Source organism: Terrimonas ginsenosidimutans (assembly GCF_022012415.1).
In the GTDB taxonomy this organism is placed as follows: Bacteria; Bacteroidota; Bacteroidia; order Chitinophagales; family Chitinophagaceae; genus Terrimonas_A; species Terrimonas_A ginsenosidimutans.
Genome location: NZ_JAKLTR010000008.1, coordinates 85,155 through 102,341 on the forward strand (window position 1 = coordinate 85,155; position 17,187 = coordinate 102,341).

Here is a 17,187-nt window from a genome sequence, read left to right on the forward strand (position 1 = left end):
CTCTTTTTTTATGGATTAACGGTGGCAGCTTCAGCTTTTGCCGGATCTGTTTTGATATCTGTACCAAGCCTTTGCAGATACGCGATCAAGGCAATGATCTCCACATTGGATGGTGTTTTGATCTTATCCCTCTTCAGGCTCGCAGCGATACTGTCTGCCTGTTGCATCAGATCCCTGTTGGCGATCTTGTCATAACCATCAGGATAAGGAACGCCAAGCGTACGCATGGCCCTGATCTTTGCAGGCGTGGAAGCTGTATCGAGTGCATCATCCAGCAACCAGGGATATTGAGGCATTACTGATCCGGGAGACATAGACCGCGGATCATACATGTGATTGTAGTGCCAGCTGTCAGGATATTTGCCGCCTTCCCGCGCCAGATCCGGGCCGGTACGTTTACTACCCCACTGGAACGGGTGATCATATACAAACTCACCGGCTTTGGAATATTCGCCATAACGGGCTACCTCATCACGGAAAGGCCGTACCATTTGCGAGTGACAGGTATAACAACCTTCGCGCAGGTAGATATCCCGCCCCTGCAACTCAAGCGGCGTATATGGTTTCACACTCGCTATAGTTGGTACGTTTGATTTAACGAGAAAGGTTGGCAGGAACTCGATCGCGCCACCTATTGCAACTACGATCAAGCTTAACACAAGCAGTGTTACCGGTCTTCTTTCAATTACGCGGTGCCAGTATTCCTTCTTCGCATGTGTTTCTTTGATCATTGGCGCAGCTTCTGCGGCTTCATTGGGAATGAAAGTACCTTTCACCATTGTCTTGTAAAGGTTGTACACCATCATCAGGGCTCCGACGAGATAAAGGCCTCCGCCGACACTGCGGGAAACATACATCGGAATGATATTGGTAACGGTTTCCATGAACTGGAACCGCAACTGCCCTTCCGGTGTAAATGACTTCCACATCAGGCTTTGTTCAAACCCTGCCCAGTAAAGGGGAACAGCATACAGGATGATGCCGATCGTCCCCAACCAGAAGTGATTCTGCGCAAGCTTCTTTGAATATAATTCAGTCCCCCACATTTTCGGGATCATATAATACAGGATCGCGAAGGCAAGAAATCCGTTCCAGCCAAGACCACCGATATGCACGTGTGCAATGGTCCAGTCGCTGAAGTGAGAGATCGCATTCACATTTTTCAGACTCAACAGCGGTCCTTCGAATGTGGCCATACCATAACAGGTGATCGCCACGACCATGAACTTAAGTACTGGGTCTTCTTTCACCTTATCCCATGCTCCGCGGAGAGTGAATAGGCCATTAAGCATACCACCCCAGCTTGGCGCGATCAGCATGATGGAGAATACAACACCGAGAGATTGCGCCCAATCAGGCAGCGCGGTATACAAAAGATGGTGAGGTCCGGCCCAGATATAAATAAAGATCAGCGCCCAGAAGTGAATGATGGATAAGCGATAGGAATACACCGGGCGGTTTGCCGCTTTTGGCAGGAAGTAATACATCAACCCAAGAACCGGCGTAGTAAGAAAAAATGCCACGGCATTGTGACCATACCACCACTGAACCAGGGCATCCTGCACGCCTGCATACCAGCTGTAACTTTTCATAAAAGAAACCGGGATCTCAACAGAGTTAACAATATGCAGCAGGGCAACAGTCACCCAGGTGGCGATATAAAACCAGATCGCTACATAAAGATGCTTTTCTCTTCTTTTGATGATCGTCCCAAACATGTTGATGCCGAAGATGACCCACACCAGTGTGATGGCGATATCGATCGGCCATTCGAGTTCAGCATATTCTTTACCCGTGGTCTTACCCATGAGCAGCGTGATCGCAGCAGCCGCAATGATCAGCTGCCATCCCCAGAAATGCACCCAGCTTAATTTATCACTGAACATTCTTGCCTTACACAAGCGTTGCAGCGAGTAATAGATCCCGGCAAAGGAAGCGTTTCCAACAAACGCAAAGATGATAGCGTTTGTATGCAGCGGACGCATGCGCCCGAAGGTGGTCGCAGGCAGATTCAAACTACTGGCGGGGTAATAGATCTGTATGGCGGCCCATAAGCCAGCGAGCATACCGACGATACCAAAAACGATCGTAGCCAGGCCAAAGGCTTTAACGATCTTGTTGTCATAATAGAATTTCTCGATTTGCATAAGCAGGGAGATTTATCGCTTTTTGTTATTCGCAGGTTGTTCAGAAGAGGCATCGTCAAAGAGGATCCGTGACGCGGGAGAATAATCATCTTCAAACTGACCGCCGCGAACACCCCAGAGAAATGCGAAGAGAAAAAAACCAGCGACGGTAACACTTACAATCAGAAGAATAAATATGACGCTCATGACCTTTTTTGATGCTGTAAAAATATTCGCCGGACGCGTGAGGATAGATAAGGTGGATCAGGCAAGAATATGATCTTTGTCATGTGAAGGTCAGGAGGCCCCCTCTAAATCCCCCCGAAGGGTTACCGTGTGCCCACAAATTTGAGTTGCGTAGGTTCCCGCGGATTTCGCAGATTTTATTAGTCCTGGTATCGAAACAACAGTGGATAAAACGAAAATCCGCGGGATCATACGCCAGTCAAATTGCTTAAAAGATGTGGGTACACGGTAGCCTGAAGGGGGAGATTTAGAGCGGGCCTCAAAGCTTCAATCTCTTCGCTGCAAAACCACTTCCCCCATAAGTCAGAAACAGTATACTCAGCGAACTCGCCGGCATCAGTATCGCTGCTACCAGCGGAGAAAGGTCTCCCTGCACCGCATAATAAAGCCCGACGATATTATATAGAATAGAAAGGATAAAACTTGCTACAACGATCTGCTTATTCGCCTTACACAAACGGATAAATTTTGTCAGAAGGGAAAGCTTCCCCGCATCAATGATCGCATCACTGGAAGGGGTGAAATTATTTGCCTTTTCCGCCACCGCAATCCCTACATCACTTTGCCTGAGTGCCGCACCATCATTAAGCCCATCTCCCACCATCATCACTTTCTCGCCGTCTGCCTGCAGACCTTTTACATAGTCGCGCTTATCATCCGGGCGCTGATCAAACAACATCACGGCCTGCTCATCCAGCAACTGACGCAAACGGCTCCTTTCGCCGGCAGAATCTCCGGTCAGAACTGATAATCGAAAGCGAAGAGATAATTGTTTCAGCAACCGGTCTGTATCATCACGGTAATGATTCGCGAATTGAAAGTATCCAATCGGTGCTCCGTTTATTGCGAGATATACCGCAGCCCCTTCATACGCGATCTTCTCAGACCTGGTATAGGCTGCACTTCCCAGTTTGAGTAACATGCCATCGACAAACCCTTCTATCCCCGCTCCTACTGATTCATAAAAATCATTTACGCGGATCAATTGTCTCCGCTCATTGCCTGCGAGGTGATCTACGATCGCCCTGCTCAAAGGGTGTGAAGAGTTGACCGCCAGTGCAGCTACTGCTTTCTTCATCTTCGCTGTCAATGTCTTTCCTGAATATGATACATCCTGCATTTCCGCGACCGTCAGCGTGCCGGTCTTATCTAATACAACATGATCGATCGATGCAATTTTTTCGATCACCGAAGCATCACGCAGATACAGGCCCTTTTTCCCAAGGATCCGAATGATATTTCCATTGGTGAATGTGTGGGATAATAACAATGCACAGGGGCAGGCGATGATAAAGATCGCCGTTACCGCCGGCCAGCACCTGGAAGGATCGGTCACCTGCCAGTAAATACCTGTAATCAATGCGATCGTCATCAACACTATTGTAAAATAGCGGCTCACTAAATGGACGAAAGAACCCTGATCACGATCCCCGGGCTGCTTTTTCGCATCATTCCATAGCCGGGTAAGATAGCTTTGCTCCACCTCCCTGATCACGAGCAACTCTAACCGCTCGCCTGTTTGCTTGCCCCCGGCATAAAGCAGCTCACCCATATTTTTCAACACCGGAACGGCCTCGCCTGTTACAAAACTGTAGTCAATAAATGCAGTCCCCCTGGTAAGAATACCATCAGCCGGCACCAGTTCGCCATGATGCACCGCAATCGTATCACCCGGCTTTATGGCAGGCAGCATCGTCGGAATTTCCCTGCCGTCTTTAACAACCGGTACAGATACAGGAAAATAAGAGGTATAGTCGCGGTCAAACGACAACTGCTCATATGTCTTATCCTGTAGCAATCTTCCGGCAAGCATAAAAAACACGATCCCGGTCATGGAATCAAAGTATCCTCCACCAGTTCCGCTTAACACTTCATACACGCTCCGGATGAACGTAATGGTAATTGCGAGAGCGATCGGCGCATCGATATTGAGGAACCGGTGGCGAAGGCTTTTAACAGATGAATCAAAAAAAGGATAGGCTGAATACAATAGTACCGGTAATGACAAGGCCAGGTTGAACCACCGGAACAAATCCCTTAACGCCTCATCAGCGGATTCAATTCCCAGGTATTCCGGGAAGCTGGTAAGCATGATATTCCCAAAACAGAATCCGGCCACTCCCAGCCGGAACACCGTGCTTTTGCTGGTACCCTGCTTCTTTTGCTTAATATCACTTAAACTGATATAGGGTTCGTAGCCGATACTGGCCAGGGTTTCCACCAACTCACGCAGGCTGCAACGGTCATCTGAAAAAACAATTTCAATCTCTTTTCTTCCAAAATTCACGACACCTGACACCACGCCGACATGGATCCTCGGGAGATTCTCCAGCAGGTACAAACAGGAGCTACAATGGATCTGCGGAAGATAAAAACGAACCCGGCACTGATGCCCTTCTTTGAAATGCAGCAGTTTTGTTTCCACAGCCACATCATCGAGGAACGCAAATTTATCTTTTCTGACCTTCACCCGTTGGGAGGCACCTGGATGCTGGTTCAGGGAATAGTAATTACAAAGGGAATGTTCATTAAGAATGGAAAAAACCATCCGGCAACCTTCGCAGCAGAATGTTTTTTCTTCGATCATGATCTCTTCTGTTGTACATCGCTCGCCGCAGTGATAACAAAGGGAAGTTTCAGCGTGTCTGGTTTCAGTGCGTAGCATCAGAACAATTTTTGAGGAGTGAATTCAATAGACAGGTGTGGAAGGAGTATCGCAGGAAACGCAAAGAAACGCGAAGGTTTTAATTTAAGCGGAAACAAGTTTTCGGCCTGGCGAGTCCACTGCGTCATTTGCGATAATCCAACACCCGGATCAAAAGTATTTGCAAGGCTTAAAGTGATACATGACCAACTTCAGCCTTTCGCCTGACTTCCATCAATTGTTGCGGGAAACGCCCTGGCTACATTTGTAAAAGAGGCTGGAAAGCCCGGTGCTTCTATTTATTTTAAACAAAGGGATCATATGTTTCTCAATCAGCTTGATATAAATCCGGCATCAAAAGCCCGGGAGATCGTTGAACTTGACTACCGAACGGCAGTGGTTTTTGACGACTACGGCATCCGCTACTGCTGCGGTATCCAGCGGCCGCTGGGCGAGGTCTGCGCAGATCAGAACGTCAACATCGATCAGCTGATCGCAGCACTGAATAAAGCTATCCGGCCTATCAATATCTCCAACCAGACGGCGTTTGAAAAATGGCCTGTTGAATTTCTGATAGACTATATCGTAAATATTCACCATCATTACCTGAACGAAACGCTTCCCGTCCTCGCCGAAGGGCTTTCGGCATTTACAAAAGAGCATAAAGACCGGTTTCCGGCGATCAATGAACTGAATAGAGTGTTCAATAAATTTGCCGCTGCAAACCCCGCCCACCTGATCCAGGAAGAAGAAAACATCTTCCCTTATCTCCGCCAGGTTGCACATGCTTACGAGGATGAAGACACCAGCTCTTTTGCACCCCTCATGATCAAAACATTGCGAAAACCACTCGCTTCCTTTATGGAACAGGATCACCAGGTACTGCAGGATTCAATCCTGCAATTCAGACAACTGACCAATAACTACACCCCACTCACCGGAATATGCCCAAGCCACAAAGTGCTGCTGGCGAAACTGAGAGAGCTCGATAATGACATGACACAACACTTTTACCTGGAAAATGATATTCTCATACCAAAAGTGCTCAGGATGGAACAGGAATTGCTGCAACGAAACAACTGAGAACACTGATCTTTTTAATACCTTACCGGAAATTTGTGGCATGACGATAGACGCAACGCACCTGACCTCGCTTTTTGAAAACGCAACTGAAGGGATCATACTTACCAATGGGCAGGGCAGCATCGTCATGGTCAATCCTGCCGCAGAACGGATCTTTGAATATGAAGCAGATGAACTGATCGGAAATACGATCGAGATCCTTATTCCTGACAGTATGCGTGCACATCATCATACACTGCGCCAGGATTTCTACAAAAAGCCGGGCAACCGCCAGATGGGGCATGGCCGCGATCTTTATGCAAGAAAAAAAGATGGCTCAGGCATTCCCGTGGAAGTAAGCCTTAGCTTCTACAAAAAGAATGAAGAACTTTTTGTGATCGCTTTCATTGTCGACATCACTGAACGTAAAAAAAGCGAAGTAAACATACGCACCCAGCAACAGGAGCTTGAACACATGGCCCGCCGCATGCAGAGACTCAATGCTCAGCTGGAAACAAAAGTTGAGGAACGAACACTCATCCTCAAAGAGGCACTGAAAAAACTGGAAGAATCCCAGAAAGATCTGAGCGATGCACTGGATAAGGAAAAACAGCTGAACGAGATCAAGACGCGATTTGTATCAATGGCGTCACACGAATTCAGAACACCATTAAGTACAGTCCTTTCTTCCGCAGCACTCATATCTAAATACACTGAAGGAGATCAGCAGGATCAGCGTAACAGGCACGTAGACAAGATCAGGAACTCCGTAAAACACCTGAACGATCTGCTTGAAGACTTTCTTTCACTTGGAAAACTCGATGAAGGAAAAGTAGAAACACACCCCTCTGAATTCAACGCAAAGGAAGCAATACTGGATATCTTTGACGACCTTAAAGGTCTGCTCAAGCCAGGGCAGGAATTTGCATACGAGCATACAGGAAGTGAAGAATTATTCTCTGATAGAAAAATGATCAAGAATATATTTGTGAACCTCCTGACCAATGCCATTAAGTTTTCAGATGAAGGTAAAGTGATCGAGATCAAAAGCCATGTAAATGAGGAAGGATTGCAGTTCTCTGTTAAAGATCACGGCATAGGCATTCCCGAGGAAGATCAGCAACACCTGTTCAGCAGTTTTTTCCGCGGGAAAAATGTGTTGAATATCCAGGGGACCGGCCTCGGCCTTCATATCATCAAACGCTATCTCTCCATTATCAATGGAACGATACAACTCGAAAGCAAATTGAATAAAGGAACAAAGTTTGACGTTTTTATTCCCAACCAACTATCAAATTGAGTTATGAAAAAAATTCTCGTCATAGACGATAATACCGATATCCGCGAAAACACTGCCGAGATCCTTGAGCTGGCCGGCTATAAAGCATTTACCGCAGAAAATGGAAAACGTGGTGTTGAAGTTGCACTTCGTGAAAAACCTGATGTGATCGTTTGTGACATCATGATGCCAGAACTGGACGGCTATGGCGTTCTGCATCTCGTAAAGAAAAACACAGACACCCAAAACATACCTTTCATTTTTCTTACAGCCAAAACTGAAAGAGCTGATTTCCGGAAAGGTATGGAAATGGGCGCGGACGACTATATCACCAAACCATTTGAAGAGATCGAATTGCTGACCGCGATCGAAAGCCGCCTGAAAAAACTGGAGATACTGAACCAGCAATACTCCTCTGATCCTGCCGGGCTGAATGCTTTCACCAAAGATATCAGTGAAGCCGGGCTGATCAAACATGTTTCCGAAAAATATGACACTGTCAACTTTCATAAAAAACAGGTACTGTACCAGGAAGCAAAACACCCCCGCTTCATGTATTACATAGTAAAAGGAAAAGTGAAAGCGATCAGAAACCATGAGGACGGAAAGGAATATATCAACGATCTCTATAACGCCGGTGATTTTCTTGGATACACGGCCATCATCGAAGACCGGACCTATGACGATACGGCCATCGTAGTTGAAGATGCAGAGATCATCCAGATCAGAAAAGAAGACTTTCTCCAGATGCTGAATGCAGACGTCAGCATTGCCACAAAATTCATCAAACTCATCACCCGTAACGTCAAAGAAAAAGAAGATCGCCTGCTGCGGCTTGCATATAGCTCATTACGTAAACGCGTTGCAGGAGGCTTATGCGAGATCTATGCAAAACTTAATCCTGGCACGGAGAAAAAACCGATCGAACTGTCACGCGAAGAGATCGCACAATATGTTGGAACCGCAACAGAATCATTGATCAGAACGCTGAGTGATTTCAAATCAGAGAAGCTGCTGGAGATCAAAGAAGGCAAGATCATTATACCCGATCCGTCAAAATTAAAAGAGCTCCGTTACTGATCACACCATTTATGCTTTGACAGGATTTCCTGAGCGGGGTCTTTAGATAGGTGAAAGCCTCCGCTCAACTCGCGGCCATGTTCGTTTTGCTGAAACAAAGTCCAGTCATCTGTCATGGTCGTTTCCAGCCAGACAGTACCTGACTGGCGTACGACCTGGGCAAGTATTCCGAATTTCTTCAGGAAAAAACCTTCCAGTACAGCAACAGTTATTTCATCACCGGATTCAACTGCCGCTGTTTCCATTACTCCAAGATCTCTGAACAGCATCGTTTTAGGAATGAGCTGCTTTGCAGCCGCTGCAGCCTCATTACCTGGTCGCCTGTAGAATTCAAGCCGAAGATGAGGAAAGATCGAACTGAACTCCTGCTGCAGCTCATAAACATATTTTGACGGGGAGATGTGTAATATTGCCTGCATGTTGATTGATTGATTGAATAACCAAATGTAGGCTTAGGAAGTGAGGTGAAATATGACGAAAGGAGGCTGTTTGGGTGATTTTTCTCAATAGTCAGCGTAGGAGTATCGCAGAGGACGCCAAGCTAACGCAAAGTATGCAAAGGAATATCTTAGCGTACTTTGCGGAGCCTTAGCGCCCTTTGCGATACTCCTACGCCATGCAACGGAAAGAACTGCCACGACAGATACCCTGGGAGTATCGCAGAGAACGCCAAGCAAACGCAAAGTGCGCAAAGGAATATCTTAGCGTACTTTGCTAGCCTTAGCGCCATTTGCGATACTCCTACGCCATGCAACGGAAAGAACTGGCGCGACAGATGCTCTATTTCCCCTACTTTTGACTCTCACCTACACCTATGCCAGGAGAAATCATCTTTATCGGGAAAAACTTAGCTACAGCACTCGGCTGGACCGGCTCGATCGCCTATTTAACAGGCTATCTCCTGTTAAGCATGAACAAACTAAAGCCCGGACATAAAGCCTATCATGCATTAAACATCGGTGGCGCGATCGGACTCACCGCAAACGCATTGTTCCTCCAGGATTATCCCAATGTGATCGTAAATTTATCATGGGGATTGATCGCCATTGCAGCTATCGCGACAATTGTGCGGACGAAACGAAATTAAGCTGCGCCAGCGCCTGCTTTTTATACAACGCAAGCCTTTTTTCATACTCCTTTTTATCAGTGACAAGGCTAAGATAATAGTACGCCCCATCCACCATTACAAATATCATATCCGCGGTAGACGCTGGGTCTTTCACGTCAAGTATCCCCTGTGCTTTACATTCTGTGATCAGCACGGCCAGGTTATGACGCAAGGTATCCAGCAGTGTTTTATATTTCTCCTTGATCGTCTTATTACGGAATGCTAATGCATAACAGCTATAAGAAACACTGTCATCAAATAAGGCATTCCATTTCTGGGAGAATACGTTATCGATCACTTTCAACAGAGACTTACGTGGACTATCCGCATACTCTTCGGGAAGCTGATAAATAAGCAGGTATTTATCAAGAATGTATTCTATCAGGCCATATATCAGCGATTCTCTGGTCTGGAAGTAATGCATAACCAGGCTTGGATTTACATCCAGCAATGCCGCAACTTTCGCAATGGAAGCATTTTCCAATCCCTCCTTTTTTGCAAGCTTATAAAACGCCTTGATGAATTCACGCTGACGCGATTCTTTGAGACTTTTCCTTCCCATACAGTTGATGAACACTTTTGTTGCCGGCAAATATAGGCAGTTAACCGAATGTTAATGCAGCAAAACATCCGTATAAATCACCTGTCAAGCCTGATGCAATATCCATATTAAGGAATTGTAAAATTATTATTAGTAAATAAACAAATTAATTGAATGACCATTCAATCTATTTTTTACGCCCTCATATTTGCTCCGGCAATCACATCTGACTGTCCAAACAGAAATCATCATTCCAAAACACTTTCAATCATGAAAAAAGCTGCTTTCACTGCATTTCTTTTTTTCGTGCTCATCACAGCCGGCCTGGCACAGAACATATCGGTGACGGGCCAGATCCGTTCAGGCGCAGACAGCTCTGCACTGACCGGTGTTTCGATCATTTTAAAAGGAACATCCCTGGGAACTACGACAGATGCTTCCGGGAACTTCACCCTGTCAGCACCACGCAATGGCGTGCTGTTGATCTCATCTCTTGGCTTTACCCAACAAGAGTTCACTTTGAATGGACAAAACACCGTCAGCATCTATCTCCTGCAAAACAGCGGTAGCGAACTAGGCGAGGTGGTAGTAACTACAGCACTTGGCATCAAAAAACGTCAAAAAGCGATCGGTTACGCCGTTCAGGAAGTAAGCGGTGAAACTTTAGCGAAAGTAAAACAGCCAACTGCCGTCGGCGCACTTACAGGTAAAGTTGCCGGTCTGAACGTGATCAATACAACTGACCTGTTCCAAAATCCAACGATCTCATTAAGAGGCGCAACACCTCTGATCGTGATCGATGGTATTCCTGACCCGAATGCTGACCCCTATAAACTGAATGCTGACGATATCGAAAATATTTCCGTTTTAAAAGGCCCTGCCGCAGGCGCACTTTATGGTTCACTAGGCATCAACGGCGCCATCCTCTACACCACCAAAAAAGGTAAAAAAGGAAAGCTGAATGTTGAATTGAATTCTTCCACCATGTTCCAAACCAGCTATACAGTTGTTCCAAAAGTGCAGACACAGTATGGCAATGGTGACGCTGGCCGCTATGCATATGTGAACGGCTCCGGTAACGGAACAGAAGGCGGCGGTTGGATCTGGGGACCAAAACTTGATCAGCCAGACCCAAGCACACCAAGCGGTTTTTATGAAACCACACAATACAACAGCCCGGTTGATCCGGTTACAGGCCGGCTGATCCCGCTTCCGTGGATTTCAAGAGGCAGCAACAATATTAAAAATTTCTTCCGCACAGGTATCCTGTCAACCAACAGCGTATCTGCCTCAATGGGAACTGATAAGGGGTCTTTCAGAATTTCCTCTTCCCATATCGCCCAAAAAGGCGTTACTCCCAATACAGGCGTTAACAACTCCTCTTTCTCTGTAGGCGGAAATTATATGCTCAGTTCCAAACTTAATGTGGACGCGAAGCTGACCTTCAATAAAGAATATTCCGACAACTACCCTACCGTTGGTTATGGTCCGCCCAACATTCTCTACAACCTGTTATTGTGGATCGGACCCGATGTCGACATCCGCGATCTGAAAAACTACTGGATGCCCGGTCGTGAAGGCCTGCAACAGCGCAATTATAACCTGTCATGGTACAATAACCCATACTTTGTTGCAAACGAACTGCTGAATGGTTACAAGAGAAATAACAACTTCGGACAGGTTACATTTGACTACCAGTTCAGCAAAGACTTCACGGCTAAATTACGTACCGGCTTTAACCAGTTTTCCGTTGACCGGGACGTAAAAGAACCGTACAGTTATATCGCTTACTCTTACATTTCAAGAGGCAACTATTCAGTAACAAATTCCAATTACTTCGATCTTACAACCGACCTGATCCTGAACTATAAGCATAAGTTCAGCGAAAACTTCAACATCAATATTACTGCTGGTGGCGCAAACGCCTACAGGAACGAAAAGCAGGCTTCTGCATCAACCGATGGGTTAACAGTTCCCGGATTTTACAACCTCAGCAATTCTATCAACGCACCGGTTGTTTCTAACTTCCTCCGCGAAAGAAGAACCAGCAGCGTATACGGTATGGCTGATATTGAAACACTTGGGTTTCTGTACCTGAACTTTACCGGCCGGTACGACAAAACATCCACTCTGCCTGTAAAGAACAATGGGTATTTCTATCCTTCAGCCGGTGTATCAGCGGTATTGTCAGACGTGATCACTTTACCGTCTGCCGTTTCTTTCCTTAAGCTGAGAGCATCATGGGCGAAGGTGAATACCGGCTTTATCGGATCCGGTGCCGATCCATATGCACACTTACAGACCTATTCGATTGGCTCGAAATGGAACAACGTCCCGTCCTTATCATGGCCTGCGACAGCCATTTCACCAGACCTTACTCCGGCGACAGTGATGTCCGGCGAATATGGGATCTCCGCATCATTCCTGAAAAACCGCATCAATGTTGATGCAACTTATTTCCACAATAAAGACTACAATAACCTTGTAAGCGTACCTCAATCACAAGGGAGTGGCTACACTTCAATGCTGAAAAACGCGAACGTGTATGTACGCAAAGGATGGGAATTCATGATCAGCGGCACTCCGTTAAAGAACCGTGAGCTGAAATGGGAAACAAGCTTCAACTTCAGCAGTGTTCACCGCTGGTTGAAAGAAGCCACAGACAGCCCTGACGGGTATATCAACAACATCAAAGAGGGTGACAGAACCGACAGGATCTTTATCACAGAATCACGTGCTCCGGACGGACAGGCGATCTACAACAGTAATGGTATGCAAGCTTATGCTCCATACGGCCAGTACTTTGGCGACAGGGATGCCGACTGGATCTATGGCTGGCAGAATACTTTTGCTTACAAAAACTTCGCATTGAGCTTCTCCGTCGACGGACGTCTCGGCGGCCTGATGTACTCGACAACAAACCAGAAAATGTGGTGGGGCGGCACAGCACCTGGCACAGTGAACCAGTTCCGCGATGACGCGAATGCAGGACAAAGCACTTATGTTGGACCCGGCGTGGTCGTTACCTCAGGGACTGTTGAATATGATTCCCGCGGAAATATCACTTCCGACACAAGAAAGTTCGCACCAAACACAACTCCTGTCAATTATATCGGATTCATGCAAACAACAAGCGGCGCTATGCTGAACAACTATTTCTACTATAGCGGCACTTACATTAAAATGCGTGAAGTATCTGTAACATACACACTCCCGGGTAAATGGACGAAGGGTATCTTCAGTTCAGCATCAGTTTCACTGATCGGCAACAACCTCTTCCTCCTGTCTAAAATGCCGAACGTTGATCCGGACGCGGAAGCCGACAACCTGCAAACCCCTTCTATGCGTAGCATGGGTATCAATATCAATCTTAAATTCTAAGGCAGACCGTCAACGTACATAAAAGACTAAACAAATGAAACAATTACATATCATCGCCGCAATTGCACTTGCCATTTCGGTCTCTTCCTGCAAGAAGTTTGAAGACTTCCAGGAGAACCCCAACAATCCAACGGTTTCAGACCCATCATTGCTGCTGCCCAATATCCAGATGTCTGCGTTCTCTACCATCTCCGCAGACGCGGCTCTTGCAAGCCGTCAGCTGGTGTATACACAATCATCCAGCAATGCACAGTATTATGGATGGCAGAGAGGAAGCATGAACTACAACCGTATCAGCCAGGTGATCCGCATGGACCAGGAAGCGATGCGCGTGGGAAAAACCAACTACCGGTATATCGGAAAATTTCTCAAATCATATTTCCTTACGGAGATGACATTGCGCCTGGGAGATATCCCCTACTCGCAAATGATGCAGTCGCTCATTAGCAACAACTTTGACTCATCAGCCGCCCGTCCGGTATATGACAAGCAGGAAGATGTATTCAAAGGTATCCTGGACGAATTGAAGATCGCCAGCGATTCTCTTGCTACGGGACAGGTTGTCATCAGCGGAGACCTGATCTATAGCGGGAACATCGACAAATGGAAAAGACTGATCAACTCATACACCCTGCGCATATTGATGGGGCTTTCGAGGAAAGAAAACAGCACAGTGCTGAATATCAAACAGCGCTTCACAGAGATCGTTTCTAATCCAACCAAGTACCCGTTGATGAGCTCAAACGCTGACAATGGCCAATTGAATTATTACAATATCACCGGCAACCAGTATCCGTATTTCAACAACAACTCGATGAAAACGGATTACTATCTCGATAGTTCCTTTGTGCGTATGCTGAAGTCCTACAATGATCCACGCCTGTTTGTATATGGACAGCCAACCACCGCAAGCGGGTTACCAGAGGGAAACTTCAATGGCTACGACGGTCTGGTAGGAAGTGCCCCTCTTGCCTACAATACCGCAAAACGCGGTCAGGGAAGGGCATCTCAGATCAACCGCAGATATGCTTATGAAGCGATCAACGAACCAAGCATGCTGATGGGTTTCGCAGAACTGCAGTTCATTCTCGCTGAGGCAACAGTCAGAGGCTGGATCACGGGCAACGCCGAAACTTTCTATAAAAAAGGAATTGAATCGGCCATGCAGTTCTCCAATTTCGGCAGCCGCTTCTCCGCCACGGATATCACCAACTACCTGGCGCAACCTGTAATCGCACTGCAAACGGCAACAGCGATCCAGCAGATCATCACCCAGAAATATATTAGCCAGTTCATGAACTCGGGCTGGCAGATCTTCTTCGAGCAGCGCCGCACTGGCTTCCCTGAATTTGAAACCAGAGGAACAGGCGTACTGAATGGTGGAAAGGTCCCCAAAAGATGGATGTATCCCAATGATGAATACAACAACAACGCCACTAACGTACAAAACGCCGTGAAGAACCAATACACGCAGGGAGATGATATCAATGGGGTGATGTGGCTGGCGCAGTAGGGTTTGAGAGGGAAGGGTTAAAAGTTTAATAGTTTAAAGGTTTAATAGTTTTTAAAAGGGTAAAGATTTTGGGAAACCTGAGATTTAGTCTGCATTACAGTTTTAAACCTTTCGAAACTTCCAGCTAACTTTAAACTATTAAACTATTAAACTTTTAAACTATTAAACTTCCAAACCCTTCCCTTTCCACCTTTTACCCTTAACTTCCTTTCCTTTTCACAAACAGTTTACATGAAAAAACAAAGTATAACATTGCTGGTAATGATGCTGGCAATGCTGGTAGCAGGACAGAAAAAGAAGGCGATCTTTGTTATTGTTGACGGGATCGCGGCGGATGTAATTGAAAAACAACCCACTCCTTTTCTGGATAAGATCGCGAAAGTGGGTGGATATACGAGGGCACATGTCGGTGGTGAAAAAGGCGGCTACTCTCAAACGCCGACCATCTCGGCCGTAGGCTATAATTCTCTGCTGACAGGCACCTGGGTGAATAAACACAATGTCTGGGACAATGATATCAAAGCTCCAAATTATAATTACTGGACGATCTTCCGTTTTTTAAAAGAGCAATATCCGGAAAAGAAGACAGCCGTATTTTCAAGCTGGATTGATAACCGTACGAAGCTCGTTGGCGAAAGCTTATCGCAAACCAACAATCTTAAGCTGAGTTATCATTTTGACGGACTTGAATTGGATACCGTTAATTACCCGCACGACAAGAAGCGTGATTTCATGCATCGCATTGACGAAGCAGTTGTGAACAACGCAACAGATCACATTAAAAAAGAAGCACCGGACCTTTCCTGGGTTTATCTTGAATACACGGATGATATGGGTCACATGTTTGGCGACAGTCCTGAATTCTTCCGTGCAGTAGCATTAATGGATCAGCAGATGGGCCGCCTCTGGGAAGCTATCGAGTATCGTCAGAAAGAATTCAGGGAAGACTGGGTGATCTATATCACAACAGACCATGGCCGTGATGCAAAAACGGGCAAAGGACATGGCGGCCAGTCAGACCGTGAACGCAGCACCTGGATCGTCACCAATGCGAAAGGGCTGAATGATTATTTCAAAAATGGAAATCCGGGTGTAGTCGACATCATGCCATCAATGGCAAAACATATCGGGCTGCAGATCCCGAAAGAAAGGCTGATGGAGATTGACGGGATTTCTCTTACAGGCAAGCTTTCCGCCACCGATGCGCAGGCATCACTTAGCGAAGGTAAACTGACCGTATCCTGGAAGGCTACTGGCAAGGGAGACGCAAAGATCTGGCTTACTACTACCAATAATTTTAAAGAAGGCGGAAATGATGAATATAAGCTTGTTAAAACCGTTCCCGTTTCAGCTAAAGAGGCTGTGATCGATGTTAGTTCTATGAACAGTAACTTTTACAAAGTGGTGATTGAAACAAAAGAAAACTACCTGAACCGCTGGGTCATCGTGAAATAAATCTTTCAGATTGAATGAAGCAAAGCGCGTCCTCGAAAGTTGACGCGCTTTTTTAGCGCTTTACTTTTGAATAAAAGTGTTTTGAACGGATCATGCGGCCAGTATTTCCCGCCGACACATTTTCTGCAATCGGATAGATCTTCTTTCCTTTCATGATAAATCTTTGCCGATCCATAAAACAATAATTATCCAGCTCTTCAACGGTGATATCTAAATAAGAAAGAACTACACCTGTAAATCCTTCCGGAAGAGAATACCATCTTGTACGGGTGTCATTTCCCAAATCAAATTTTATCGAACGAATTTCCCGCGGCGCAAAAGCCCGGTCATCTACGCCCATGATGTAACTGAATGCAGAATCATAATTGAACATGACTTTTGAATATACCAGCTCTCTCCCGGAAACATCTTTGAGCATTGCTATCCTGAGGCTGTCATGCGACGGTCCTTTTTTAAAAGAAAGACGTATCTGCACATCGTTCACTTGAAGATCACTGTGCAGGAACAATGTATCTTTCACACGGCTCCAGGTTCCACCTGACCTCCTCCTGCTGACACAATCCCAGGATTCGAAAGTAAACCGGCTGCTTTTCTTCAAAACAATGGAAGAACCTGCATACTCCAACGAAAGCTGGTAATATGACATAACGCTATCTCTTGTGGAAATTGCAGGCTTAAGTTGCGCGTCAGCTCCCTTCTGTACGGTGCATGCAAACAGACTAACAACAACTAAGCAGAATAGCAACCATTTC

13 protein-coding genes are annotated in these 17,187 nt (G+C 46.1%); 7 read left to right on the forward strand and 6 right to left on the reverse strand.

Going from position 1 to position 17,187, the window contains the following annotated elements:
• Window positions 1-8: 8 nt before the first annotated feature.
• From ccoN to LZZ85_RS13645, 3 genes are all read right to left on the reverse strand, one after another.
• Window positions 9-2,147, reverse strand: coding sequence for a cytochrome-c oxidase, cbb3-type subunit I (ccoN, locus tag LZZ85_RS13635; RefSeq protein ID WP_237872603.1), 2,139 nt, complete (start codon window positions 2,145-2,147; stop codon window positions 9-11).
• 12 nt (window positions 2,148-2,159) lie between these two features.
• On the reverse strand, window positions 2,160-2,333 hold the full coding sequence (ccoS, locus tag LZZ85_RS13640; protein WP_237872605.1) for a cbb3-type cytochrome oxidase assembly protein CcoS: 174 nt from the start codon (window positions 2,331-2,333) through the stop codon (window positions 2,160-2,162).
• Window positions 2,334-2,631: 298 nt separating this feature from the next.
• The gene (locus LZZ85_RS13645; RefSeq protein WP_237872607.1) at window positions 2,632-5,037 is read right to left on the reverse strand and encodes a heavy metal translocating P-type ATPase; all 2,406 of its coding nucleotides are present in this window, start codon (window positions 5,035-5,037) and stop codon (window positions 2,632-2,634) included.
• A 300-nt stretch (window positions 5,038-5,337) separates the two neighbouring features.
• On the opposite strand from LZZ85_RS13645, the gene LZZ85_RS13650 reads away from it, so the two are divergent.
• From LZZ85_RS13650 to LZZ85_RS13660, 3 genes are read left to right on the forward strand one after another with little or no spacing between them, the layout of a single operon-like run.
• Window positions 5,338-6,099 carry a DUF542 domain-containing protein gene (locus tag LZZ85_RS13650; protein WP_237872608.1) on the forward strand — a complete coding sequence of 254 codons (762 nt, stop codon included), beginning with the start codon at window positions 5,338-5,340 and terminating at the stop codon, window positions 6,097-6,099.
• 40 nt (window positions 6,100-6,139) lie between these two features.
• A complete protein-coding gene (locus tag LZZ85_RS13655; RefSeq protein ID WP_237872610.1) occupies window positions 6,140-7,378 on the forward strand; it encodes a PAS domain-containing sensor histidine kinase in 1,239 nt (412 codons plus the stop codon).
• Window positions 7,379-7,381: 3 nt separating this feature from the next.
• A complete protein-coding gene (locus LZZ85_RS13660) occupies window positions 7,382-8,437 on the forward strand; it encodes a response regulator (RefSeq protein ID WP_237872612.1) in 1,056 nt (351 codons plus the stop codon).
• Here the strand turns inward: LZZ85_RS13660 and LZZ85_RS13665 are convergent.
• Entirely contained in the window at window positions 8,431-8,856 is a 426-nt protein-coding gene (locus LZZ85_RS13665; RefSeq protein ID WP_237872614.1) for a hypothetical protein, read from the reverse strand. The genes LZZ85_RS13660 and LZZ85_RS13665 overlap by 7 nt on opposite strands.
• Before the next feature lie 395 nt (window positions 8,857-9,251).
• On the opposite strand from LZZ85_RS13665, the gene LZZ85_RS13670 reads away from it, so the two are divergent.
• Window positions 9,252-9,524 (forward strand): CBU_0592 family membrane protein, encoded by a 273-nt coding sequence (locus LZZ85_RS13670; protein ID WP_237872616.1) that lies wholly within the window; start codon window positions 9,252-9,254, stop codon window positions 9,522-9,524.
• Here the strand turns inward: LZZ85_RS13670 and LZZ85_RS13675 are convergent.
• On the reverse strand, window positions 9,490-10,107 hold the full coding sequence (locus LZZ85_RS13675) for a TetR family transcriptional regulator C-terminal domain-containing protein (protein WP_237872619.1): 618 nt from the start codon (window positions 10,105-10,107) through the stop codon (window positions 9,490-9,492). The two genes, LZZ85_RS13670 and LZZ85_RS13675, sit on opposite strands and share 35 nt — an antisense overlap.
• A 249-nt stretch (window positions 10,108-10,356) precedes the next feature.
• Between LZZ85_RS13675 and LZZ85_RS13680 the strand changes: the two genes are divergently transcribed.
• The 3 genes from LZZ85_RS13680 to LZZ85_RS13690 all read left to right on the forward strand — a co-directional run bounded on the left by LZZ85_RS13680 (window position 10,357) and on the right by LZZ85_RS13690 (window position 16,435).
• Window positions 10,357-13,467: a SusC/RagA family TonB-linked outer membrane protein gene (locus tag LZZ85_RS13680; RefSeq protein WP_237872620.1), complete on the forward strand. Its 3,111-nt coding sequence runs from the start codon at window positions 10,357-10,359 to the stop codon at window positions 13,465-13,467.
• Window positions 13,468-13,501: 34 nt separating this feature from the next.
• Complete coding sequence (locus tag LZZ85_RS13685) at window positions 13,502-14,980, forward strand: SusD/RagB family nutrient-binding outer membrane lipoprotein (protein ID WP_237872622.1); 1,479 nt, start codon at window positions 13,502-13,504, stop codon at window positions 14,978-14,980.
• A gap of 231 nt (window positions 14,981-15,211) precedes the next feature.
• A complete protein-coding gene (locus tag LZZ85_RS13690) occupies window positions 15,212-16,435 on the forward strand; it encodes an alkaline phosphatase family protein (protein ID WP_237872624.1) in 1,224 nt (407 codons plus the stop codon).
• 52 nt (window positions 16,436-16,487) lie between these two features.
• On the opposite strand, the gene LZZ85_RS13695 is transcribed toward LZZ85_RS13690, so the two are convergent.
• Complete coding sequence (locus LZZ85_RS13695; protein ID WP_237872626.1) at window positions 16,488-17,081, reverse strand: hypothetical protein; 594 nt, start codon at window positions 17,079-17,081, stop codon at window positions 16,488-16,490.
• Window positions 17,082-17,187: the final 106 nt, after the last annotated feature.